At 59.7% G+C, this 22,399-nt stretch carries 21 protein-coding genes; 14 read left to right on the top strand and 7 right to left on the bottom strand.

Features of this window, described 5'->3' with window-relative positions; genetic code table 11:
• Nucleotides 1-47 precede the first annotated feature (47 nt).
• Nucleotides 48-1,901 carry an Lnb N-terminal periplasmic domain-containing protein gene (locus SOP85_RS15060; RefSeq protein ID WP_323608757.1) on the bottom strand — a complete coding sequence of 618 codons (1,854 nt, stop codon included), beginning with the start codon at nucleotides 1,899-1,901 and terminating at the stop codon, nucleotides 48-50.
• 234 nt (nucleotides 1,902-2,135) lie between these two features.
• Nucleotides 2,136-2,624, bottom strand: a complete 489-nt coding sequence (locus tag SOP85_RS15055) for a DUF3015 domain-containing protein (protein WP_020798660.1) — start codon at nucleotides 2,622-2,624, stop codon at nucleotides 2,136-2,138.
• Nucleotides 2,625-2,904: 280 nt separating this feature from the next.
• Between SOP85_RS15055 and SOP85_RS15050 the strand changes: the two genes are divergently transcribed.
• Nucleotides 2,905-5,343 carry a Lon protease family protein gene (locus SOP85_RS15050; protein ID WP_274074530.1) on the top strand — a complete coding sequence of 813 codons (2,439 nt, stop codon included), beginning with the start codon at nucleotides 2,905-2,907 and terminating at the stop codon, nucleotides 5,341-5,343.
• A 312-nt stretch (nucleotides 5,344-5,655) separates the two neighbouring features.
• Nucleotides 5,656-5,997 carry a PA4575 family protein gene (locus SOP85_RS15045; RefSeq protein WP_046815727.1) on the top strand — a complete coding sequence of 114 codons (342 nt, stop codon included), beginning with the start codon at nucleotides 5,656-5,658 and terminating at the stop codon, nucleotides 5,995-5,997.
• Between the two features lie 5 nt (nucleotides 5,998-6,002).
• Here the strand turns inward: SOP85_RS15045 and SOP85_RS15040 are convergent, their stop codons facing one another.
• Nucleotides 6,003-7,832, bottom strand: a complete 1,830-nt coding sequence (locus SOP85_RS15040) for a hypothetical protein (RefSeq protein ID WP_323627370.1) — start codon at nucleotides 7,830-7,832, stop codon at nucleotides 6,003-6,005.
• Between the two features lie 169 nt (nucleotides 7,833-8,001).
• Between SOP85_RS15040 and SOP85_RS15035 the strand changes: the two genes are divergently transcribed.
• The 3 genes from SOP85_RS15035 to SOP85_RS15025 all read left to right on the top strand — a co-directional run bounded on the left by SOP85_RS15035 (nucleotide 8,002) and on the right by SOP85_RS15025 (nucleotide 9,653).
• Complete coding sequence (locus SOP85_RS15035; protein WP_007970904.1) at nucleotides 8,002-8,490, top strand: TIGR00645 family protein; 489 nt, start codon at nucleotides 8,002-8,004, stop codon at nucleotides 8,488-8,490.
• 136 nt (nucleotides 8,491-8,626) lie between these two features.
• The gene (locus SOP85_RS15030) at nucleotides 8,627-8,917 is read left to right on the top strand and encodes a DUF6482 family protein (protein WP_274074532.1); all 291 of its coding nucleotides are present in this window, start codon (nucleotides 8,627-8,629) and stop codon (nucleotides 8,915-8,917) included.
• A 118-nt stretch (nucleotides 8,918-9,035) separates the two neighbouring features.
• Nucleotides 9,036-9,653 carry an FKBP-type peptidyl-prolyl cis-trans isomerase gene (locus tag SOP85_RS15025; protein WP_137804297.1) on the top strand — a complete coding sequence of 206 codons (618 nt, stop codon included), beginning with the start codon at nucleotides 9,036-9,038 and terminating at the stop codon, nucleotides 9,651-9,653.
• Between the two features lie 131 nt (nucleotides 9,654-9,784).
• Here SOP85_RS15025 and SOP85_RS15020 read toward each other — a convergent pair whose 3' ends face one another.
• The 3 genes from SOP85_RS15020 to SOP85_RS15010 all read right to left on the bottom strand — a co-directional run bounded on the left by SOP85_RS15020 (nucleotide 9,785) and on the right by SOP85_RS15010 (nucleotide 11,722).
• The gene (locus SOP85_RS15020) at nucleotides 9,785-10,042 is read right to left on the bottom strand and encodes a PA4570 family protein (RefSeq protein ID WP_180204545.1); all 258 of its coding nucleotides are present in this window, start codon (nucleotides 10,040-10,042) and stop codon (nucleotides 9,785-9,787) included.
• 207 nt (nucleotides 10,043-10,249) lie between these two features.
• The gene (locus SOP85_RS15015) at nucleotides 10,250-10,591 is read right to left on the bottom strand and encodes a zinc ribbon domain-containing protein YjdM (protein ID WP_020798653.1); all 342 of its coding nucleotides are present in this window, start codon (nucleotides 10,589-10,591) and stop codon (nucleotides 10,250-10,252) included.
• A 162-nt stretch (nucleotides 10,592-10,753) separates the two neighbouring features.
• On the bottom strand, nucleotides 10,754-11,722 hold the full coding sequence (locus SOP85_RS15010) for a polyprenyl synthetase family protein (protein WP_008058287.1): 969 nt from the start codon (nucleotides 11,720-11,722) through the stop codon (nucleotides 10,754-10,756).
• A gap of 239 nt (nucleotides 11,723-11,961) precedes the next feature.
• Between SOP85_RS15010 and rplU the strand changes: the two genes are divergently transcribed.
• From rplU to SOP85_RS14985, 5 genes are all read left to right on the top strand, one after another.
• Entirely contained in the window at nucleotides 11,962-12,276 is a 315-nt protein-coding gene (rplU, locus tag SOP85_RS15005) for a 50S ribosomal protein L21 (RefSeq protein WP_003176051.1), read from the top strand.
• 35 nt (nucleotides 12,277-12,311) lie between these two features.
• Nucleotides 12,312-12,569: a 50S ribosomal protein L27 gene (gene rpmA / locus SOP85_RS15000; protein ID WP_003281574.1), complete on the top strand. Its 258-nt coding sequence runs from the start codon at nucleotides 12,312-12,314 to the stop codon at nucleotides 12,567-12,569.
• A 195-nt stretch (nucleotides 12,570-12,764) separates the two neighbouring features.
• Entirely contained in the window at nucleotides 12,765-13,988 is a 1,224-nt protein-coding gene (cgtA, locus tag SOP85_RS14995; RefSeq protein WP_274074533.1) for an Obg family GTPase CgtA, read from the top strand.
• Nucleotides 13,989-14,115: 127 nt separating this feature from the next.
• Complete coding sequence (gene proB, locus SOP85_RS14990; RefSeq protein ID WP_033047437.1) at nucleotides 14,116-15,234, top strand: glutamate 5-kinase; 1,119 nt, start codon at nucleotides 14,116-14,118, stop codon at nucleotides 15,232-15,234.
• Nucleotides 15,235-15,245: 11 nt separating this feature from the next.
• Nucleotides 15,246-15,710, top strand: a complete 465-nt coding sequence (locus SOP85_RS14985; protein WP_274074534.1) for a CreA family protein — start codon at nucleotides 15,246-15,248, stop codon at nucleotides 15,708-15,710.
• A gap of 183 nt (nucleotides 15,711-15,893) precedes the next feature.
• Here the strand turns inward: SOP85_RS14985 and rpsT are convergent, their stop codons facing one another.
• The gene (gene rpsT / locus SOP85_RS14980; protein ID WP_020798646.1) at nucleotides 15,894-16,172 is read right to left on the bottom strand and encodes a 30S ribosomal protein S20; all 279 of its coding nucleotides are present in this window, start codon (nucleotides 16,170-16,172) and stop codon (nucleotides 15,894-15,896) included.
• Between the two features lie 252 nt (nucleotides 16,173-16,424).
• Between rpsT and murJ the strand changes: the two genes are divergently transcribed.
• From murJ to lspA, 4 genes are all read left to right on the top strand, one after another.
• On the top strand, nucleotides 16,425-17,963 hold the full coding sequence (gene murJ / locus SOP85_RS14975; protein ID WP_274074535.1) for a murein biosynthesis integral membrane protein MurJ: 1,539 nt from the start codon (nucleotides 16,425-16,427) through the stop codon (nucleotides 17,961-17,963).
• A 129-nt stretch (nucleotides 17,964-18,092) separates the two neighbouring features.
• Complete coding sequence (ribF, locus tag SOP85_RS14970) at nucleotides 18,093-19,043, top strand: bifunctional riboflavin kinase/FAD synthetase (RefSeq protein ID WP_046815716.1); 951 nt, start codon at nucleotides 18,093-18,095, stop codon at nucleotides 19,041-19,043.
• A complete protein-coding gene (ileS, locus tag SOP85_RS14965; protein ID WP_323627369.1) occupies nucleotides 19,044-21,875 on the top strand; it encodes an isoleucine--tRNA ligase in 2,832 nt (943 codons plus the stop codon).
• Nucleotides 21,868-22,395: a signal peptidase II gene (gene lspA / locus SOP85_RS14960; protein WP_274074537.1), complete on the top strand. Its 528-nt coding sequence runs from the start codon at nucleotides 21,868-21,870 to the stop codon at nucleotides 22,393-22,395. The genes ileS and lspA overlap by 8 nt, the downstream gene beginning before the upstream one ends.
• The last annotated feature ends 4 nt before the right edge of the window (nucleotides 22,396-22,399 follow it).

Here is a 22,399-nt window from a genome sequence, read left to right as displayed (position 1 = left end):
TTCTCCCGTTATAGGGGTTAGGCCATGGTTGCAGGCATTTGGTTGCGTCAGTAGTGATACCACTTCACCTCGAGCATCACTTCATTCTCGGGCGTGGCCAGGTGGCTGAATTCGCGCTGGGCACTCAGGCGCAGACCGAGGTTGCGTGACAATTCCCACTGCTGGTTCAGGCTCAGGCTACGGCGCACTTCACCGTTGGTGAAGAAATCGCCTTTCGCCTCCAGGCTCAGATTGCCCAGCGGGTTTTTCCACAGCAGACCCGTGTTGAACCCCGCCGCCGGAGAGATGAATTCGGCGAAATCATTGTTGTGCTCCACGCGCACGGTGCCCAGGGCAAAACCGAGGGTGTCGTCGGCCAGTTGCCAGGTTCCACCGCCTCCACCATTGACGTGGCTGACCAGGGTTTCATCATCATGCTTGCCCGGCACCCGCTCCAGGCCGCCGGTGACCTGCCACGACAGCGGTTGCAGCAACTCGTTGCGCGGGGTCAGGGAGCGAATCGTCGCCAGGTCCAGTTGCTGCACTTGCCAGTCATTGCCTTCGTACTGGCGCAGTTTCAATTGCAGGATTTCGATCTGAGCGCCGAGGGGGAAGCTTTCAGCGTTGTCGTTGAGGTCGTGATAGGCCATGCGCAGTCCGTACTCGCCAAAGGCACGATCACCGCGGGTGCCGAGGCCGGCCTGCCAGGTGCGGGATTCGTGGCCATCTTCCGGAAGCCCGGGTTGCGGGATATCGAGCTCTGGTGCGGGGTTCTGGTTGATCGCCCGCAGCAGTTCGAAACTGCGCTGTGCCCGTTGCGGGTCGCGCTCCTGACCATTGGCGCGGTAGCGCTCCAGTCGATAGGCCGCATCGATGATCAACGCTTGGCGCGCGCGGGGTTGTGCCTTGAATTCGGGTGTTTGCAGTTGCTTCTGGTCAGCACTGACTTTCAGCACCCACTGCTGTTCTTCGTCGGTCAGTGTCTCGGCGCGACTCAGCAGTTCGCGCTCGCGGGAAGGGCGGTACTGGATGGACTCCACCAGCCCGGCTTCTTTTACGGCCTTGACGGTGTCTGTGGGAATGGCGGTCAGCGGGAATTGCCCGGTCAGGCGCAGGCTCGGACGCGCCACTTGCAGCAGTTCCAACAGGCGATAGGAGCAGTTTTCGTCGAAGAAGAAATAATCGAACTGAATCTGTTTCAACTCCCAGACGTGCTCGACCATCCGCGCCGTTTCCTGCTGGGTCAGGTTCAGCCGGTACTCCCACAAGTCGCGGTTTTCGAGGCTGCGGTATTCCGAGAGTTTTTCCTGGTAAGGCACTAGTGCAAACAGTCCCGGATAGCCACCCATCAAGCCTTTCCAGGCGTACAGGATGCTGTTGTCCGACCCCTCGATGTAGGCGCCGAAGTTGATCGCGTAACTGAGCAGCGAGGTCTTGTCGCTTTGTACATCGGCCTGATCGATGCGCAGCAGCGTGTGGCCGAACATCGATGACGGGCTGTTCAGGTAGGCTGCCGGAAAGATCATCACCGCGCTGTGGGGCGAGACGTCCTTGAACCATTGCTTGAATTCGGCGCAGTCCGGTGCCGGAAGATCGGTCAGGTTGAGCTGCGCTTTCAGCCAGCGGGTACGGGCCGGATAGACGCACTGCGCATGCTGTTCACCCGCACTGGCAGGGGCGTACAGCGCTTGCACGGTGGCTGCCAGTTCATGGTCCGGATGTTCGTTGCCATCGGCGGCGAGAAAGAATTTTTTGTCGCTGACATAGCTGCGCCAGCCACCGAGCTTGGCGGTTTCGTAGTGACCGAGGGAGATCCAGAAAGGATCGTTGGCCAGCTGCTGCAAACGTTGGGGATCGATATGAGGCGCGGCGGACAGCGGGGCGCAGACACAGAGCGCCAGCCAGGCAAGGCGTTTGAGCATAAGTGGCAACTTGAACAGGAAAAAATAAAGACCCAGCACAATGGATGCAATTCAACTGTAGGAGCTGGCTTGCCAGCGATGGTCGTTAACGATGACGCGTGTTGACTGGATGAACACAGCGCCTATGAGGCCATCGCTGGCTAGCCAGCTCCTACAGTTGCATGACATTACCCAAAGAGGGGCAGGTCCAAAAAATAAAACCCCGCTTCCCGAAAGAAGCGGGGCGGGTCGAGCTTATGCCTGAGTGGCGTACTTGGCCAGACGAGGATCGCTCTTCAGAACGGCCAGGGTGTTGGTATGCACATCTTCCGCGGTCACGTCAGCCTTGCTGAAGATCTGCTGGAAGTGCTCGTGAGTGACAGCGGCGAAGTGCGCACGGTCTTCCGGCGCCACGCCCAGTACCACGGCGTAGGTGGTCAGCGCTTCGCCCTGACCTTTAGCCATGTCTTCGGACAGCTCGTTCATCATGCCATTCATGGCAAACCAGGATTTGCCGCCATAGGTCAGCGACGCGTTGGTCGAGCAACCGTTGGTACCAGAAGTCATACCGAAAGTTGCGTTGCCGGAAGTGCCGTTGGTGGTGGATGCCAGGAAGTGAGCCGGGGTGCCACGCTGACCTTCGAACAGCATGTTGCCCCAACCGCAATCCGGACCGCCTGGCGCCTGCGCCATGGCGTTGATGGATACAGCGGTGAAGAGAGTACCGAGAAGAATCCGTTTCATAGCTTTTTTCTCTTTGTGTGCATACCAATGGACAAGGGTGCTGGCGCCTACCTGACACCAGTTGGGCCGGTTATTAGTCCAGCCGCGCAGTTTGGAGTTTAGGCACGATCCCGGGGTTCCGTGATTTTTTGCTAAAACTTCACTGCAATCGCGGATTTGCCCCCGGCCCGCCTGGGGCTGGTGGCTTGTCTATGCTTTGCCATGAGGCGCGCCTTGCAAGTGAGGTATGGGCAGCGCCAGAATGCCGCTATCTGCCCCGCCTGATTGTTAAGGAAGCCCGATGCCTGATCCTGTTGCTGCCAGCTTGCGTCTAGCGCCCGAAGCGCTGACCCGTCCGTTTTCCGCTGAACAGTTCAGCTTCTCTACCACCAATGATCTGGAGCCCTTTCGCGGTGTGCTTGGCCAGGAACGCGCGGTCGAAGCCTTGCAGTTCGGTGTGGCCATGCCACGCCCCGGTTACAACGTATTCGTCATGGGCGAGCCTGGCACCGGTCGCTTCTCGTTCGTCAAACGCTACCTGAAGGCCGAAGGCAAGCGCCTGCAGACCCCGGCGGACTGGGTCTACGTCAATAATTTCGATGAACCGCGCGAACCGCGCGCCCTGGAGTTGCCGTCGGGCACCGCCGGTGCCTTCATCGGTGATATCAACGGCTTGATCGACAACCTGCTGGCGACCTTTCCGGCGGTGTTCGAGCACCCGTCCTACCAGCAGAAAAAAAGCGCCATCGACCGCGCCTTCAACCAGCGCTACGACAAGGCGCTGGACGTGATCGAGCGGCTGGCGCTGGAAAAAGAGGTCGCGCTGTACCGCGACAGCAGCAACATCGCCTTCACGCCGATGCTCGAGGGCAAGGCGCTGGACGAGGCGGAGTTCGCCCAATTGCCGGAAGCCGAGCGCGAACGCTTCCATGAGGATATTTCCAATCTCGAAGAGCGCCTGAACGAGGAGCTCGCCAGCCTGCCGCAATGGAAGCGCGAATCGAGCAATCAACTGCGCCATCTCAACGAAGAGACCATTACCCTGGCCCTGCAGCCATTGCTGTCGCCGTTGTCGGAGAAATACGCCGAGAACGCCGCGGTGTGCGGTTACCTGCAAGCGATGCAGGTGTATCTGCTCAAGACCGTGGTCGAGCAACTGGTCGACGACAGCAAGACCGATGCGGTCGCCCGCAAGCTGCTGGAGGAGCAATACGCGCCGAGCCTGGTGGTCGGGCATTCGGCCAGTGGTGGCGCGCCCGTGGTGTTCGAGCCGCATCCGACCTACGAAAACCTGTTCGGCCGCATCGAGTACAGCACCGACCAGGGCGCGCTCTACACCACCTATCGGCAACTGCGACCGGGTGCGTTGCACCGGGCCAATGGCGGCTTCCTGATCCTGGAAGCGGATAAGATGCTCAGCGAACCGTTCGTGTGGGATGCGCTGAAGCGCGCCCTGCAATCGCGCAAACTGAAAATGGAATCGCCACTGGGCGAGATGGGCCGTTTCGCCACCGTCACCCTGACGCCGCAGCACATTCCATTGCAGGTCAAGGTCGTCATCATCGGCGCCCGCCAGCTCTACTACACGCTGCAAGACCTCGATCCGGACTTCCAGGAAATGTTTCGCGTCCTGGTGGATTTCGATGAAGACATTCCGATGGTCGACGAGAGCCTGGAGCAGTTCGCCCAGTTGCTCAAGACCCGAACTTCCGAGGAAGGCATGGCGCCGTTGACCGCCGATGCGGTGGCGCGCCTGGCAACCTACAGCGCTCGGCTGGCGGAGCATCAGGGACGCTTGTCGGCGCGCATCGGCGATCTGTTCCAGCTGGTCAGCGAGGCAGACTTCATACGTCACCTGGCCGGCGATGAGATGACCGACGCCGGGCACATCGAGCGCGCGCTCAAGGCCAAGGCCACCCGCACGGGACGTGTGTCGGCGCGGATTCTAGATGACATGCTGGCGGGGATCATCCTGATCGACACCGCGGGCGCGGCGGTCGGCAAGTGCAACGGCCTGACAGTGCTGGAAGTCGGTGACTCGGCCTTCGGTGTACCGGCGCGGATTTCCGCCACGGTGTACCCGGGTGGCAGCGGCATCGTCGACATCGAGCGTGAGGTCAACCTCGGTCAACCGATTCACTCCAAAGGGGTGATGATCCTCACCGGTTACCTGGGCAGCCGTTACGCCCAGGAGTTTCCGCTGGCGATCTCCGCGAGCATCGCGCTGGAGCAGTCCTACGGTTACGTCGACGGTGACAGTGCGTCCCTGGGCGAGGCGTGCACCCTGATCTCGGCCTTGTCGAAAACCCCGCTCAAGCAGTGCTTTGCGATTACCGGCTCGATCAACCAGTTCGGTGAAGTGCAGGCCGTGGGCGGCGTCAACGAGAAGATCGAAGGCTTCTTCCGTCTCTGCGAAGCCCGCGGGCTGACGGGCGAGCAAGGCGCGATCATACCCCACGCCAACGTCGCCACCTTGATGCTCGATGAGAAAGTGCTGGCGGCGGTGCGCGCCGGTCAATTCCATGTCTATGCCGTGCGCCAGGCTGACGAGGCGCTGAGCCTGCTGGTGGGCGAGCCGGCGGGCGAGCCCGATGAGAATGGCGAGTTCCCTGAAGGTAGCGTCAACGCACGGGTGGTGGAGCGCTTGCGGGTGATCGCGGAGATGATCAGTGAGGAGGATCTGAAAGAGGCTGAAAAGGAAATGGCGGTCGAGGCGCTGGTGGAGGCCAAGCCGGCCTGACCCTGAGACTCCCCGATCCACCTGTAGGAGCAAGCTTGCTCGCGATAGCGATCTTTCAGACAACAACGATGTTGACTGTCACTCCGCCATCGCGAGCAAGCTTGCTCCTACAGTTCAATCGGGTGAAACCTGAAAAAGTGCCATCACTCTGGCGCCAATATTCACACTATGACCATTCGGCGCCTTCTGGTCTTACTTGACGTGCTAGTCAGACTTTTCCTCTATTCTCTGCTCAAGGATATCGACAGTATCACTGGATCGAGACAGCCTTCCCGTGGAGGCTGAATACCGGATCTACCGAGGGTCGCCGCCATGTCGCGCAACCTCTGTCTCACCCGTCAATGCCTGGGTCTTGTGACCCGTATCGAATGCGCCATCAAGCCGCTGGCTGGCGATACGGGCATGTGGACCTTGCTCTTCGCCGCCGGAATGGCTGGCGAACAACCTTCAGCCATCAAGGCCCAAGGCCCGTTCCATGGCCCTTTTGTAGCCGAGTCCATCCTCGATACCATTGTTGAAAGCCTGACCCTGCATGGCTATGAACTGGCCGATGACCCGCAGATCTGGTGCCTGCATCTGCAAGCCCAGTTGCGGGAAATCAACGGTGGCCGTTGTCGTAACGTGGGTGGCTTCGAGTTCCGGCCCGAGCACTGACAGCGCTATTGGGGCTGGCTGGACATGTCAGCCTTGTCGAGCTTGACCTCGAAACCGTATTGCACGGTGGCGAGGTCAGTTCGTTGATAGGTTTCCAGGCGCGTGGGTTGCCCGTAGAAGTAATGCACGGCGAATAACGCAGGGCCTTCTGTGCTCGCGTCATGGCTGACTGCAAGAATTTCCTTCAAGTAATTACCGCTGTCATCCTTGGCAAAAAACCGCCAGTCCTGTTCGGGAAACACTTTCGCATCCACCACCAGTGCATTGCCCTTGAGTTCAAGGCCCTTGGGCAATTGACGGGCATCGTAGGCCTGCTTGTCGACGGTGGCCAGGAACAGCGGGATGGAACCGACCACAAAGGCCGGCGTTTGTGGGAACAGGTTCAGGTCGTAGGTGATGGTGCCGCGCAGGGGGTCGACCTCATAGGCCTCGGGTGGCAATTCGATTGGCTCATCGCGGTTGCCGCTGCTGTCTTCGGTGAAGAAACTGACCGGGCTTTCGCCAGGGTTGAACGAGGTGCCGAGCAGTTCATCATTGAAGCTGCGCAGGTGAGTGAACTCCACGCGTGCAGCGCTGGGGTCCTCGACCGATTGATTGATCCTGACGCCTTTTTTCAACTGTTCCTCTGTCAAGGTCGCGCCCTTGAGCCAGGTCGCGGCGTTGTCGTCATAGACCACCACCGGCAAGTTCAGCGGCTGGACGGTTTTCGCCGTGGTATGGGGATCGAAGCGGCGTACCGGCAGGTTCAAGTCCTTGCGGGTCACGGTCACGCTGGAGAAATCCAGCAGGCTGACCTCAAGGGTTTCGATGGGGCCATTGAAATACACCTTGGAGTAGTGGCGTTTCTGTTGTTTCTCGAAGGCTCGCTGTTCTTCATTGAGCTGGTTTTCCAGTGACTCGCTCCAGAGCTTCTGTTGTTGCATCTTCGCCAGTTGCTTCTGGTAGAAGGCGATTTGCGCAGCAGTTTCATTGATGGATCCTGAGCGCGACAGAAACTGCCCTGTGGTATCCCTGGCCTGGACGATCAACGGGTTCAATGGTGTTTCAGCGATCTCGGGGGCGAGCGGCGCGCTGTTGCTGAACTCGATTTCGGCGTGGTTATCCGTAAGGCTCAGCAGGGTGACGTTCAGGTTGTCGTTGGTGCGGGTCTGGCCGACGTCCTTTTTCGTCAGGTCGAAGCTGTAGAGCCGGCGGGGTGCAATGACCTCCACTTTGCCTTGCAGGCTCACCGGTTGTGGCTGGTTTTTGATATCGACGTCCAGGCCTTCAATGAACGGATAGGTCACGGTCAGGTCGTCAGGGTTGGTCAGGTTGGAGCTCGATGGGCTCAGTTGAATGCCGGGGTCGGTTTCCGACCATTCCGGCTGGAAGGCGATGACCCGTTTGTTGCTCAGGGTGACCGACTGCCATTGCAGGCCATGGGGAAACAGGAATGCCGCCGGGATGCTGAAGTTGAAGGGGAACACTGGCTGCAGGTCAGTCAGGTAGTCGGAACTGGAGTCCTTGTGCAGGACGAACAGGCCGTTGATGTAGGTGTCGACCAGGGCCTGGGGCGTCGGGTAGTGCTTGAGCACGGCGAGGGCGTCTTCGCCGTATTCGGTTTCCACGGGTTTGCTGTCGAGCTTGAGTTGTGCGCGCTCGAGCAACAACAGCGAGCCACCCAGCTCAGATATCTCATCCTTGAGTTTCGGGTCCTCGATGGCGTCCAGGGACTTTTCGAACTGAGCCGTTTTTTCCTCGAGGCTGACCTGGCGCTTCTCGTCGCTGGGCGAGCAGGCGCTGAGCAGCAGAGCCAGGCAAATTCCGGCACTCGTAAAAGGCAATCGCCCATCCATTTCCAGTCTTCCTGTCCGATGTCATTTTGCTGTCAATGGGTTGGACACTAGCAGAAAAAATTGACACACACGCGCAGGTTGCGGATTTCCCAATGGTTTCTGGCGGCTTCTGGGTATGGACAGGTGGCTGTTATACTCGCGTCCATTTTCAGACCTACTGTGAGATTCAATGGAACGCTTTATCGAAAATGCAATGTATGCCTCGCGCTGGCTGTTGGCGCCGATCTATTTCGGTCTGTCCCTGGGGCTGTTGGCACTGGCGCTGAAATTCTTCCAGGAAGTCTTCCACGTCATCCCCAACGTCTTTTCGATGGCCGAATCGGACCTGATCCTGGTGCTGCTGTCGCTCATCGACATGGCGCTGGTAGGCGGTTTGCTGGTGATGGTGATGATTTCCGGTTATGAGAACTTCGTTTCTCAACTGGACATCGACGACAGCAAGGAAAAGCTCAACTGGTTGGGCACCATGGACTCCTCGTCGCTGAAAATGAAGGTGGCCGCCTCGATCGTGGCGATCTCGTCCATCCACCTGCTGCGCATCTTCATGGACGCCAAGAACGTCGACCCCGAGCATTTGCAGTGGTATGTCATCATCCACATGACCTTTGTGGTGTCGGCATTTGCCATGGGTTACCTGGATAAAGTGACCAAGCACTAAACAACGGCTGTCCTGTTCCTCACGCGCCGCCCGTCTGTTGCAAAACAGACGGGCGGCGTCGTTTTCGGCTTGTGCTTTGAGGCGCCGAGGCATATCCCTGTAAAGGTGTTAACTCGCCACTGCGTGAGGTGCGTTCATGAACCTGCAAGAGCTGAATGCCTATGCCGTCGCCGGGAAGGTCGATGAGCTGAACCTGATTTCGATGGAAGGGGGTATCTACCTGCTGGAGGCGCGGATGCACGGTGCGGCGTATCCGTTGAGCGATACCCACGGCCATATGCTGAGCCTGCGCTCTGTGGAACATGCCCGGGATGTGCTGCGCTCCTTTCCCAAGTTGCACTTCAACCTGGTGCACACGGTGGTCCATGACGAAATGTGCGGGTTGGTCGCCGATATCGAGGAAAACCTGAAGGTACCGATCGCCTGACGCCTCTCATCAATGCCATGGCAACTGTGCTAGTCTGCTCGCCCTTTTATGTAGGGCTTTTCGGAAGGTTCTGTAGGAATTAGTACCTTTTCGGAAGGCCCCAGAGCGGAGCAGTGTCATGTCCGAAGTAAATCTGTCCACCGACGAAACCCGCGTGAGCTACGGCATTGGCCGTCAGCTGGGCGACCAGCTGCGCGACAACCCGCCGCCGGGCGTTAGCCTGGACGCGATCCTGGCAGGCCTGACCGACGCGTTTGCCGGTCAGCCAAGCCGTGTTGGCCAGGAAGAAATGTCCGCGAGCTTCAAGGTGATTCGCGAAATCATGCAGGCCGAAGCTGCAGCCAAGGCTGAAGCGGCCGCTGGCGAAGGCCTGGCCTTCCTGGCTGAAAATGCCAAGCGTGATGGCATCACCACCCTGGCTTCCGGCCTGCAGTTCGAAGTGCTGACAGCCGGTGAAGGCGCCAAGCCATCCCGTGAAGACACCGTGCGTACCCACTACCACGGCACCCTGATCGACGGCACCGTGTTCGACAGCTCCTACGAGCGCGGCCAGCCTGCGGAATTCCCGGTTGGCGGCGTGATCGCTGGCTGGACCGAAGCACTGCAACTGATGAATGCCGGCAGCAAATGGCGCCTGTACGTGCCGAGCGAACTGGCTTACGGCGCTCAAGGCGTTGGCAGCATTCCGCCGCACAGCGTACTGGTATTCGACGTCGAGCTGCTGGACGTTCTGTAATACCTGGCCCGATATGACCTCGGGTTAATGTGGGAGCGGGCTTGCTCGCGAAGGCGTTGGTTCAGTCAACAAACACGTTGCCTGACACACCGCTATCGCTGGCAAGCCAGCTCCTACAGGTTTAGCGGTTTTCATATTTCGATCTTGTGATGCAGTTCATTGGTCGGGCGCAACGCCCGGGCATAGCAGAACAGGAACAGGTTGCGCACCACTTCCTTGAGCACCACCGGCTCGCTGGAACTCAAGCCGTTGACGTCCAGGTCGCCCTGATCCTGCAGTTCGCTCAAGGCTTCTTCTTCCAGCACGGCACAGACTTCCCCGGTTTCCCGATGCAGGATCCTGAGGTAGGGGTGTGGGCGGTCCAGCCAGGCATCGATCAAATAAGTCATGTCTTCTCATCTCCGTTGATTGGGTTCAATGAGAATAATTCTTATTCAATAAATAGCAAGGGCCTATTGGCGCTTTGGGCTTTTTTCAGGGTAAAGATTGCGTAAGGTCAAAACGGCTGGCGTTTGGCTATTGCGAGGATTCATTGGGCGAGGCGGGTAGGGCGAAGCACCACCCCACGACAAGGCGCGGGATGGCGTACAGCTGAATCAGACTTTTCGGACGAACTCGGATTTGAGCTTCATCGGACCGATGCCGTCGATCTTGCAGTCGATGTCGTGATCGCCATCGCACAGGCGGATGTTCTTGACCTTGGTGCCGACCTTGACCACCAGCGACGTACCCTTGACCTTGAGGTCCTTGATCACGGTGATGGTGTCGCCGTCCTGCAGGACATTGCCGACCGAATCCTTTTTCACGGCGTCATCGGACACAGCTTCGGCTTCACCGCTGGCGGACCATTCGTGGGCGCACTCGGGGCAGATCAGCTGGGCGCCGTCTTCGTAGGTGTATTCGGAATTGCATTTCGGGCAGGGTGGCAACGTGCTCACTAAGGCTCCTTTGGATTCAGGATCGCTAAAAAGCGCACATTATATAGGGTTTTAGAGCGGGAAGGTGGGACTGTAGGAGCCGGCTTGCTGGCGATGCATACAACCAGGTGTGTCAGGGGCACCGAGGTGATGCGATCGCCAGCAAGCCGGCTCCTACAGGGGTCAGTGTGTGCGGGCTACTGCGAACTCGCTCAACTCGACCAATGCATCGCGATACTCACTGGCTGGCAGCGCGTCGAGGCATTTGATCGCACGGGCCACGTAATCACGGGCCAGTTGCGCGGTGTACTCCAGCGAGCCGGAGGCTTCCACGGCTGCGCGGATGTTTTCGAGGTCTTCGATGCCGCCTTTCTGGATCGCCTTGCGCACCAGTGCAGCCTGCTCCGGGGTACCTTCGCGCATGGTGTAGATCAGCGGCAAGGTCGGCTTGCCTTCGGCCAGGTCGTCACCGACGTTCTTGCCCAGGGTCTCGGCATCGCCTTTGTAGTCCAGCAGGTCGTCGACCAGCTGGAAGGCCACGCCCAGGTGGTCGCCAAAGGTGCGCAGCGCTTCGCACTGTTCGGGCGTCGCACCGGCCAGGGCGGCCGCACTGTGGGTCGAGGCTTCGAAGAGCATCGCGGTCTTGCCGCGGATGACTTCCATGTAGGTTTCTTCGGTGGTGCTGGCGTCACGCACCTTCGACAGCTGCAACACTTCGCCTTCGGCGATGATGCGCGTGGCTTGCGAAAGGATCTTCATCACTGGCATGGAGCCCAGCTCGACCATCATTTCGAAGGAGCGCGAATACAGGAAGTCGCCCACCAGCACGCTCGGCGCATTGCCCCACATGGCATTGGCGGTCGAGCGGCCACGGCGCATGCCGGACATGTCGACCACGTCGTCATGCAGCAGGGTGGCGGTGTGCAGGAATTCGATGGTGGCGGCCAGCAGGCGCAGGTCGTCGCCTTCGCGGCCGAGGGCCTTGCCACACAGCAGCACCAATAATGGACGCAGGCGTTTACCGCCAGCCGAGGTAATGTAATCGCCGATTTTCGATACCAGCGGCACTCGGGAAGTCAGCTGCTTCTTGATGATGCCGTCGACGGCGCTAAAATCGTCCGCCACCGCGCGGTAGAAAGCTTGGGGTTGCATCAGCGACAGTTGCTCCAGAAGGGTTGCGCGGCATGCTAGGACCCACGCCTGCAGGTGTCAAGGCGCGATGGACGGCCTATTGCAAGGCGCTCGTGCCTTGCGTACAATCGCGCACCCTGAACTTCCTGGGCAGCACCTGCCTTACGCAATTGCAAGCGGGCCTCCAGCCCCATGCAGCCATGCCAGCCAATACCTCTTCTTATAAAGAGCTGGGTGAGCAGGATTATCGGAGAAATACCATGTCTTATGCAGTAATCGTTACTGGCGGCAAGCAGTACAAAGTCGCCCCAGGTGAATACCTGAAGATCGAAAAACTGGAAATCGCTACCGGCGAATCCGTTACCTTTGATCGCGTTCTGTTGGTTGCCAACGGTGACGACGTGAATATCGGCGCTCCAGTTGTTGCTGGCGCTACCGTTGTGGCTGAAGTGATCTCCCAAGGTCGTCACGATAAAGTCCGCATCATCAAGTTCCGTCGCCGTAAGCACCACATGAAGCGTATGGGCCACCGCCAGTGGTACACCGAGATCAAAATCACCGGTATTCAGGCTTAATTACAGCCTAATTCCTCACTAGGAGAATTGAACTCATGGCACACAAAAAAGCTGGTGGTAGTACCCGTAACGGTCGCGACTCAGAAGCCAAACGCCTTGGCGTGAAGATGTATGGCGGCCAGGCTATCAAAGCAGGCAACATCATCGTGCGTCAGCGCGGCACCCAATTCCACGCTGGCTACGGCGTTGGCATGGGTAAAGATCACACTCTCTTCGCTAAAGTCGAAGGCGTGATCAAGTTCGAAGTAAAAGGCGCCTTCGGTCGTCGTTACGTGAGCGTAGTCGCGGCTTAATTGCGCGATCGCTGGAAAAGCCCTGTCTCGCGACGGGGCTTTTTCGTTTGTGGGGTGAGTCTCTTGCAAAGCTGTTTGTATGGGCTGTTGGCGTACGATGTGGGTATCGTGGTTTGGGGTCGCTGCGCTCATTTTTGCAAGAGTCTTATGTCTTGATTGTTTTTCGGCTCGTCCGTATGGCGAGAGGCGTTTGTTATGAAGTTTGTTGATGAAGTATCGATTCGCGTAAAGGCTGGTGACGGCGGCAATGGCGCCATGAGTTTCCGTCGGGAAAAATTTATCGAGAACGGTGGCCCGAACGGCGGTGATGGCGGTGACGGCGGTTCCATCTACATGATGGCCGACGAAAACCTCAACACCCTGGTGGACTACCGTTACACCCGGCACTTCGATGCCGAGCGTGGCTCCAACGGCGGCAGCACCGACTGCACCGGCAAGAAGGGTGAGGACCTGATCCTGCGCGTTCCGGTCGGCACCACGGTGATCGACTCCGCGACTCAGGAAGTCATCGGCGACCTGACCAAGGCCGGTCAGAAACTGATGGTAGTGCAGGGCGGCTGGCACGGTCTGGGCAACACCCGTTTCAAATCCAGTACCAACCGTGCGCCGCGCCAGACCACGCCGGGCAAGCCGGGTGAGCAGCGCGACCTGAAACTGGAAATGAAAGTACTGGCGGACGTAGGTTTGCTGGGTTTGCCGAACGCCGGTAAAAGTACCTTTATCCGTTCGGTCTCGGCCGCCAAGCCGAAAGTTGCCGACTACCCGTTCACCACGCTGGTGCCGAACCTGGGTGTGGTCAGCGTCGATCGCTGGAAGAGCTTCGTCATTGCCGATATTCCGGGTTTGATCGAAGGTGCTTCCGAGGGTGCCGGCCTGGGTATTCGCTTCCTCAAGCACTTGGCGCGAACGCGTCTGCTGCTGCACCTCGTGGACATGGCGCCGCTGGATGATGCCAGCGCGCCGGATGCCGCTGAAGTGATCGTCAACGAGCTGATCAAGTTCAGTCCGTCCCTGGCGGAGCGTGATCGCTGGCTGGTCCTGAACAAGTGCGACCAGATCCTTGAAGAAGAGCACGATGCTCGCGTCAAGGAAATCGTTGATCGCCTGGAGTGGACGGGTCCGGTCTATGTGATCTCGGCCATCTCCAAGCTCGGTACCGAGCGTCTGTGCCACGACATCATGCGTTACATGGAAGATCGTGCCGATCGCCTGGCCAACGACCCGGCCTACAAGGAAGAGCTGGCGGATCTCGATCAGCGCATCGAAGACGAGGCTCGCGCGCAGCTGCAGGCGCTGGATGACAAGCGTGCCCTGCGTCGCAGCGGCGTGAAGTCGGTCCACGACATCGGTGACGATGATTGGGACGAAGAAGATGTGGATGACGAAGACGGTCCGGAAATCATTTACGTGCGTGACTGATTCGTTGCGATAAACTTAAGCGCCGCTCAATCGAGCGGCGTTTTAGTATCTGTAAATCGATCGTTGGTCACGAATAACGTCATGGGCAGTGCCAGGTCGCGCTGCCCTCAAGCTAAGGTTGAAGATGATGCGGAGCAAGGTGACAGGTGCGCAGCGTTGGGTCGTGAAGATCGGCAGCGCTTTGCTGACGGCGGACGGCAAGGGCCTGGATCGCGCGGCAATGGGTGTCTGGGTTGAACAGATGGTGGCCTTGCATGAGGCGGGTGTCGAGCTGGTGCTGGTGTCCTCCGGGGCGGTGGCGGCCGGCATGAGCCGTCTGGGCTGGACCTCTCGACCCAGTGCGATGCACGAGCTCCAGGCCGCTGCAGCAATCGGCCAGATGGGCTTGGTGCAGGCCTGGGAGTCGAGCTTTGCCGAGCATGGCCGGCACACTGCGCAGATTCTCCTGACCCACGATGACCTGTCCGACCGCAAGCGCTACCTGAACGCGCGCAGTACCTTGCGCGCGCTGGTTGAGCTCAAAGTCATCCCGGTGATCAACGAGAACGACACCGTGGTCACCGATGAAATCCGTTTCGGCGACAACGATACCCTGGCGGCGCTGGTGGCCAACCTGGTCGAGGCTGACCTGCTGGTGATCCTGACGGATCGCGATGGCATGTTCGACGCCGATCCGCGCAACAACCCTGATGCCCAGCTGATCTACGAAGCGCGCGCCGATGATCCGGCGCTCGACGCGGTGGCGGGCGGTACCGGCGGTGCGCTGGGGCGCGGCGGCATGCAGACCAAGTTGCGGGCGGCACGCCTGGCGGCGCGGTCCGGTGCCCATACGATCATCGTCGGTGGTCGTCTTGAGCGCGTGCTGGATCGCCTCAAGGCGGGCGAGCGCATCGGCACCTTGCTCTCGCCTGAGCGCGGCATGCTGGCGGCGCGCAAGCAATGGCTGGCCGGGCATCTGCAAACCCGTGGCACCCTCGTGCTGGATGCGGGTGCGGTGACGGCGTTGTCCCAGGGCAACAAGAGCCTGCTGCCGGTTGGAGTCAAGTTGGTCCAGGGCAGCTTCCGTCGCGGCGAAATGGTGGTGTGCGTCGCGCCCGACGGTCGTGAAATTGCCCGTGGGCTGGCCAACTACAGTGCGCTGGAGGCACAAAAAATCATCGGTCAGTCGTCTGAGGCGATTGTCGGTCTCCTGGGTTATATGGCGGAACCGGAACTGGTTCATCGCGATAACCTGATTCTGGTCTGAAGGAATACCTGATGCGCGTGGCAAAAGGATTGTTGGGATTGCTGCTGGCGATGCCGCTGTTGGCGTCGGCCGAGGAAATTGGCCAGGTGTCGACGGTGTTCAAGTTCGTCGGCCCGAACGATCGCATCGTGGTCGAGGCCTTTGATGATCCCAAGGTCGAGGGTGTGACGTGCTACCTGTCGCGGGCCAAGACCGGCGGCGTGAAGGGTGGGCTGGGGTTGGCCGAGGACCGCGCCGAGGCGTCCATCGCCTGTCGCCAGGTCGGGCCCATCAGCTTCAAGGGAGAGCTCAAGGACGGTGACGAGGTGTTCAAGGAGCGCACGTCCCTGGTGTTCAAGACCATGCAGGTGGTGCGGTTTCTCGACAAGAAGCGCAATACGCTGGTGTACCTGGTGTACAGCGATCGGTTGATCGAGGGTAGCCCGCAGAATGCGGTGACGGCGATTCCGATCTTGCCGTGGGCCAGCGCTCAATAATCAGGCGCAAATCCAAATGTGGGAGCGGGCTTGCTCGCGAAGGCGCAGTGTCAGTCAATATTGATGTCGACTGACACTGCTCCTTCGCGAGCAAGCCCGCTCCCCACAGTTTTTTTGCGCGCCCATCAAATCGCGGGCAATAAAAAACCGACCCTGAGGTCGGTTTTTTAATGAACGAGTCGCTTAGGCAGCAGCGGCAACGTTCAGGGCCTTTACGTGGCCATTCAGGCGGCTCTTATGACGAGCAGCCTTGTTCTTGTGGATGATGCCTTTATCGGCCATACGGTCGATAACTGGCACAGCCAGAACGTAAGCAGCTTGAGCTTTTTCAGCGTCTTTTGCGTCGATGGCCTTAACTACATTCTTGATGTAGGTACGAACCATGGAACGCAGGCTGGCGTTGTGGCTGCGACGCTTCTCAGCCTGTTTTGCACGTTTTTTGGCGGAAGGTGAGTTGGCCACCGTCGAGCTCCTCGAAAGACTTTTTAGGAAATAGCAAACAAAATAGGCCGCGAATCATGCCGATGAGTTGAGGTCTTGTCAAGGGCGGTTGAGACGTTCCGCTAAGTGGTAGGTACTACACCTCTGGATATTTCTTTCCAGCGTGCGACCTGTAAACTCGCGAGCTTTGGCTCTGTGCTGTTGCGGCGCGGAGTATCGCATAAGTAGGCGCGTAGTTCGCCTGCTGTTTATCGACAGGCACAAACTCTTTCAATGAATCTGCTCAAATCGTTGGCCGCCGTCAGCTCTATCACGATGCTTTCCCGGGTTTTGGGGTTTGTCCGTGACACCCTCATTGCGCGTGCATTCGGTGCAGGAATGGCGACCGACGCCTTCTTCATCGCCTTTAAGCTGCCCAATCTGTTGCGGCGGATTTTTGCCGAAGGAGCGTTTTCCCAGGCATTCGTACCGATTCTTGCCGAATACAAGAGTCAGAAGGGCGATGAGGCGACTCGAACCTTCATTGCCTATGTCTCAGGCCTGCTGACGCTGGTACTGGCGCTCGTCACGGCGTTGGGCATGCTTGCCGCCCCGTGGGTGATCTGGGTGACTGCGCCGGGATTCGTCGATACGCCGGAGAAGTTCGAGCTGACCACGAGTCTGCTGAGAGTGACCTTTCCTTACATCCTGCTGATTTCCCTGTCTTCATTGGCCGGCGCGATCCTCAATACCTGGAACCGTTTTTCGGTGCCGGCCTTTGTGCCGACCCTGCTTAACGTCAGCATGATCATCTTTGCGCTGTTCCTGACGCCGTACTTCGATCCCCCGGTGATGGCGCTGGGCTGGGCCGTACTGGCGGGCGGCCTGGCGCAGTTGCTCTACCAGCTGCCGCACCTGAAAAAGATCGGCATGCTGGTCCTGCCACGCCTGAGTCTGCGCGACAGCGGCGTCTGGCGGGTGATGAAGCAGATGTTGCCGGCGATTCTCGGGGTGTCTGTCAGTCAGATTTCGCTGATCATCAACACCATCTTTGCCTCGTTCCTGGTGGCCGGCTCGGTGTCCTGGATGTACTACGCCGACCGCCTGATGGAGTTGCCGTCCGGTGTGTTGGGCGTGGCGTTGGGCACGATTTTGCTGCCGACCCTGGCCAAGACCTACGCCAGCAAGGATCGCCAGGAATACTCGCGAATCCTCGATTGGGGCCTGCGCCTGTGTTTCGTGCTGGTACTGCCTTGCGCCCTGGCGTTGGGAATCCTGGCCGAGCCGCTGACGGTTTCACTGTTCCAGTACGGTCAATTCGATGCCCATGACGCGGCCATGACCCAGCGCGCACTGATCGCCTATTCGGTCGGTTTGCTCGGGATTATCGTGATCAAAGTGCTGGCGCCGGGCTTTTATGCGCAACAAAACATTCGCACGCCGGTAAAAATCGCGATTTTCACCCTGGTGGTCACGCAATTGTTCAACCTGCTGTTGATCGGCCCGTTGGCCCACGCGGGTCTCGCGCTCGCCATCAGTGCCGGTGCCTGCCTCAATGCCGGGCTGCTGTTCTATCAACTGCGCAAGCAGCAGATGTACCAACCGCAACCGGGCTGGGCGAAGTTTGGCGCCAAGCTGGTGGTCGCGGTCACGGTGATGTCCGCGGTATTGCTGGCTGGCATGCACTTCATGCCCGCTTGGGGCGATGGCCAGATGCTTGAGCGTTTCCTGCGCCTGGGCGCTTTGGTGATTGCCGGTGTGGTGGCGTATTTCGGCATGTTAGTGTTGATGGGCTTTCGGTTGCGCGACTTCAACCGCAAGACGCTTGGCTGAGGCCAGGGTCTTGATAAGCACGGGCGAGCCGGCGTTTTTGTCGGCTCGATTACTTTGGGATACGGTGTTGCCTGTCGTCGGCCGCCGGGTGTGGTTATAATCGACCACTTTATGAGCAAGAAGCGCGTTATGCAGCTGGTTCGAGGCCTCCACAATCTGCGCCCCCAGCATCGGGGCTGTGTCGCCACTATTGGCAACTTTGACGGTGTACACCGTGGCCACCAGGCTATCCTGGCGCGGCTGCGCGAGCGTGCGCTGGAGTTGGGCGTGCCCAGCTGCGTGGTGATTTTCGAGCCGCAGCCACGGGAATTCTTTGCCCCGGACACGGCGCCGGCCCGTCTGGCCCGGTTGCGCGACAAGCTGCAGCTGCTGGCCGCCGAAGGGGTCGACCGGGTCCTGTGCCTGGCCTTCAACCAGCGCCTGAGCAAGCTCAGCGCCAGTGAATTCGTCGATACCATCCTGGTGGATGGGCTCGGCGTTCAGCACCTTGAAGTCGGCGACGACTTCCGTTTCGGCTGTGACCGGGTAGGGGATTTCGATTTCCTGCAACAGGCCGGCGTCATGCAGGGCTTTACCGTGGAAGCGGCGCAGACCGTCGAGCTCGATGGCATTCGCGTCAGCAGCACCCAGGTGCGTAATGCCCTGGCCGCCGCTGACTTTGCCCTCGCCGAGCGGTTGCTGGGGCGCCCGTACCGGATCGCCGGTCGCGTGCTGCACGGCCAGAAGCTGGCGCGTCAACTGGGTACGCCGACCGCCAACATTCAACTCAAGCGTCGTCGCGTGCCGCTGACCGGGGTTTACCTGGTTAACGTCGACATCGACGGCAAGACCTGGCCAGGCGTCGCCAACATCGGCGTTCGCCCCACGGTCCAGGGAGATGGCAAAGCCCACCTCGAAGTCCATCTTTTAGATTTTGCCGGCGATCTGTATGACCGGCGTTTGACGGTGGTTTTCCACCACAAGCTGCGTGAAGAGCAGCGTTTCGCCTCTCTGGAGGCGCTTAAGACGGCGATCAATGCGGATGTCGCCGCCGCCCGTGCCCTGTCGCACCTAGCGCCAATCGCTAATGAAGAGCCTTAAATGACCGACTATAAAGCCACGCTAAACCTTCCGGACACCGCCTTCCCAATGAAGGCCGGCCTGCCTCAGCGCGAACCGCAGATTCTGCAGCGCTGGGACAGCATTGGCCTGTACGGAAAGTTGCGCGAAATTGGCAAGGATCGTCCGAAGTTCGTCCTGCACGACGGTCCTCCGTACGCCAACGGCACGATTCACATCGGTCACGCACTGAACAAGATTCTCAAGGACATGATCATCCGTTCGAAGACCCTGTCGGGCTTCGACGCGCCTTATGTTCCGGGCTGGGACTGCCATGGCCTGCCGATCGAGCACAAGGTCGAAGTGACCCACGGCAAGAACCTGGGCGCGGACAAGACCCGCGAACTGTGCCGTGCCTACGCCACCGAGCAGATCGAAGGGCAGAAGTCCGAATTCATCCGTCTGGGCGTGCTGGGCGACTTCGCCAACCCGTACAAGACCATGGACTTCAAGAACGAAGCCGGTGAAATCCGTGCCCTGGCCGAAATCGTCAAGGGCGGGTTCGTGTTCAAGGGCCTGAAGCCGGTGAACTGGTGCTTCGACTGCGGTTCGGCCCTGGCCGAAGCGGAAGTCGAGTACGAGAACAAGAAGTCCTCGACCATCGACGTGGCTTTCCCGATTGCCGATGAAGCCAAGCTGGCTGCCGCCTTCGGTCTGCCATCGTTGGCCAAGCCTGCTTCGATCGTGATCTGGACCACCACCCCGTGGACCATCCCGGCCAACCAGGCGCTTAACGTCCACCCGGAATTCAACTACGCCCTGGTCGACATCGGCGACAAGCTGCTGGTGCTGGCTGAAGAGCTGGTCGAATCGTGCCTGACCCGTTACGGCGTTGAAGGCACCGTGCTGGCCACCGCAGCAGGTTCCGCACTGGAACTGATCAACTTCCGTCACCCGTTCTACGACCGCCTGTCGCCGGTGTACCTGGCTGACTACGTGGAACTGGGCGCCGGCACCGGCGTGGTTCACTCCGCCCCGGCCTACGGCGTGGACGACTTCGTGACCTGCAAGAAATACGGCATGGTCAACGATGACATCCTCAATCCGGTGCAGAGCAACGGCGTGTACGTGCCGTCGCTGGAATTCTTCGGCGGCCAGTTCATCTGGAAGGCCAACCCGGCCATCGTCGACAAGCTGACCGAAGTCGGTGCGCTGATGCACACCACCGTCATCGAACACAGCTACATGCACTGCTGGCGCCACAAGACCCCGCTGATCTACCGCGCCACCGCGCAGTGGTTCATCGGCATGGACAAGCAGCCGACCACGGGCGACACCCTGCGTGTGCGCTCGCTCAAAGCCATCGAAGACACCAAGTTCGTTCCGGCCTGGGGCCAGGCGCGCCTGCACTCGATGATCGCCAACCGTCCGGACTGGTGCATCTCCCGCCAGCGCAACTGGGGCGTGCCGATCCCGTTCTTCCTGAACAAGGAAAGCGGCGAGCTGCACCCACGCACCGTTGAACTGATGGAAGAAGTTGCCAAGCGCGTCGAAGTCGAAGGCATCGAAGCCTGGTTCAAGCTGGACGCGGCCGAACTGCTGGGCGCTGAAGCGCCACAGTACGACAAGATCAGCGACACTTTGGACGTCTGGTTCGACTCGGGCACCACGCATTGGCACGTCCTGCGCGGTTCGCACCCGATGGGCCACGAAAGCGGACCACGCGCCGACCTGTACCTGGAAGGTTCCGACCAGCACCGCGGCTGGTTCCACTCGTCGCTGCTGACCGGTTGCGCCATCGACAACCACGCGCCGTACCGCGAGCTACTGACCCACGGTTTCACCGTCGACGAGTCCGGCCGCAAGATGTCCAAGTCGTTGGGCAACGTCATTGCACCGCAGAAGGTCAACGACACCCTGGGCGCCGACATCATGCGCCTGTGGGTTGCTTCGACCGACTACTCGGGCGAAATGGCGGTGTCCGAGCAGATTCTGCAACGCAGTGCGGACGCCTACCGGCGTATCCGTAACACCGCGCGTTTCCTGCTCTCGAACCTGACCGGCTTCAACCCGGCCACCGACCTGCTGCCGGCCGAAGAAATGCTCGCGCTGGACCGTTGGGCCGTGGACCGCACCCTGCTGCTGCAACGCGAGCTGCAAGAACACTACGGCGAATACCGCTTCTGGAACGTCTACTCGAAGATCCACAACTTCTGCGTGCAGGAGCTGGGCGGTTTCTACCTCGACATCATCAAGGACCGCCAGTACACCACCGGCGCCGACAGCAAGGCCCGTCGTTCGTGCCAGACCGCGCTGTTCCACATCTCTGAAGCGCTGGTGCGCTGGATCGCGCCGATCCTGGCGTTCACCGCCGACGAGCTGTGGCAGTACCTGCCGGGCGAGCGCAACGAGTCCGTGATGCTGAACACCTGGTACGAAGGCCTGAGCGAGCTGCCGGAAGGCTTCGAGCTGGGTCGCGCCTACTGGGACCGCATCATGGAAGTGAAGGTAGCGGTCAACAAGGAAATGGAAATCCAGCGCGCGGCCAAGGCCGTCGGTGGCAACCTGCAGGCCGAAGTGACACTGTTCGCCGAAGACGCGCTGAGCGCCGACCTGGCCAAGCTGAGCAACGAACTGCGCTTTGTGCTGATCACCTCCACCGCCAGCGTTGCGCCGTTTGTTAAGGCGCCAGAAGATGCGGTAGTCACTGAAGTCAGCGGCCTGAAGCTGAAAATCGTCAAGTCGGCCTTCGCCAAGTGCGCCCGTTGCTGGCACTGCCGTGAAGACGTCGGTGTGAATCCGGAGCACCCGGAAATCTGCGGTCGTTGCGTCGACAACATCAGCGGCGCGGGCGAGGTTCGTCACTATGCCTAATGCAGCCGGGCCTAACGCCGTTGGTCGCTTCGGGCGACTGAGCTGGCTCTGGTTGAGCTTGCTGGTTCTGGTCATCGACCAGGCCAGCAAATTCTACTTCGAGGGCAAGCTCGAGATGTTCCAGCAGATCGTGGTGATCCCCGATCTGTTCAGCTGGACCCTGGCCTACAACACCGGCGCGGCCTTCAGCTTCCTGGCCGACAGCTCCGGCTGGCAACGCTGGCTGTTTGCCCTGATCGCCATAGTGGTCAGTGCGGTGCTGGTGGTGTGGCTCAAGCGTCTGGGGCGCAACGAGACCTGGCTGGCCGTTGCGCTGGCGCTGGTGCTCGGTGGCGCGCTGGGCAACCTGTATGACCGCATTGCCCTGGGCCATGTGATCGATTTCATCCTGGTGCATTGGCAGAACCGCTGGCATTTCCCGGCGTTCAACTTTGCCGACAGTGCAATCACTGTGGGCGCTGTCATGCTGGCACTGGATATGTTCAAAAGTAAAAAGACCGGAGAAGCCGTTCATGACTGAACAG

The sequence above is a fragment of the Pseudomonas sp. YuFO20 genome, assembly GCF_035064975.1.
Lineage (GTDB): Bacteria > Pseudomonadota > Gammaproteobacteria > Pseudomonadales > Pseudomonadaceae > Aquipseudomonas > Aquipseudomonas putida_AE.
This window is presented reverse-complemented; position numbering and strand designations above follow the sequence as displayed.

Excerpts from the sequence above, each read along its gene's own strand:
- SOP85_RS15060 (WP_323608757.1), bottom strand. The coding sequence starts at position 1,901 with ATGCTCAAACGCCTTGCCTGGCTGGCGCTCTGTGTCTGCGCCCCGCTG.
- SOP85_RS15055 (WP_020798660.1), bottom strand. The coding sequence starts at position 2,624 with ATGAAACGGATTCTTCTCGGTACTCTCTTCACCGCTGTATCCATCAAC.
- SOP85_RS15050 (WP_274074530.1), top strand. The coding sequence starts at position 2,905 with ATGCCTGATCCTGTTGCTGCCAGCTTGCGTCTAGCGCCCGAAGCGCTG.
- SOP85_RS15045 (WP_046815727.1), top strand. The coding sequence starts at position 5,656 with ATGTCGCGCAACCTCTGTCTCACCCGTCAATGCCTGGGTCTTGTGACC.
- SOP85_RS15040 (WP_323627370.1), bottom strand. The coding sequence starts at position 7,832 with ATGGATGGGCGATTGCCTTTTACGAGTGCCGGAATTTGCCTGGCTCTG.
- SOP85_RS15035 (WP_007970904.1), top strand. The coding sequence starts at position 8,002 with ATGGAACGCTTTATCGAAAATGCAATGTATGCCTCGCGCTGGCTGTTG.
- SOP85_RS15030 (WP_274074532.1), top strand. The coding sequence starts at position 8,627 with ATGAACCTGCAAGAGCTGAATGCCTATGCCGTCGCCGGGAAGGTCGAT.
- SOP85_RS15025 (WP_137804297.1), top strand. The coding sequence starts at position 9,036 with ATGTCCGAAGTAAATCTGTCCACCGACGAAACCCGCGTGAGCTACGGC.
- SOP85_RS15020 (WP_180204545.1), bottom strand. The coding sequence starts at position 10,042 with ATGACTTATTTGATCGATGCCTGGCTGGACCGCCCACACCCCTACCTC.
- SOP85_RS15010 (WP_008058287.1), bottom strand. The coding sequence starts at position 11,722 with ATGCAACCCCAAGCTTTCTACCGCGCGGTGGCGGACGATTTTAGCGCC.
- rplU (WP_003176051.1), top strand. The coding sequence starts at position 11,962 with ATGTCTTATGCAGTAATCGTTACTGGCGGCAAGCAGTACAAAGTCGCC.
- rpmA (WP_003281574.1), top strand. The coding sequence starts at position 12,312 with ATGGCACACAAAAAAGCTGGTGGTAGTACCCGTAACGGTCGCGACTCA.
- cgtA (WP_274074533.1), top strand. The coding sequence starts at position 12,765 with ATGAAGTTTGTTGATGAAGTATCGATTCGCGTAAAGGCTGGTGACGGC.
- proB (WP_033047437.1), top strand. The coding sequence starts at position 14,116 with ATGCGGAGCAAGGTGACAGGTGCGCAGCGTTGGGTCGTGAAGATCGGC.
- SOP85_RS14985 (WP_274074534.1), top strand. The coding sequence starts at position 15,246 with ATGCGCGTGGCAAAAGGATTGTTGGGATTGCTGCTGGCGATGCCGCTG.
- murJ (WP_274074535.1), top strand. The coding sequence starts at position 16,425 with ATGAATCTGCTCAAATCGTTGGCCGCCGTCAGCTCTATCACGATGCTT.
- ribF (WP_046815716.1), top strand. The coding sequence starts at position 18,093 with ATGCAGCTGGTTCGAGGCCTCCACAATCTGCGCCCCCAGCATCGGGGC.
- ileS (WP_323627369.1), top strand. The coding sequence starts at position 19,044 with ATGACCGACTATAAAGCCACGCTAAACCTTCCGGACACCGCCTTCCCA.
- lspA (WP_274074537.1), top strand. The coding sequence starts at position 21,868 with ATGCCTAATGCAGCCGGGCCTAACGCCGTTGGTCGCTTCGGGCGACTG.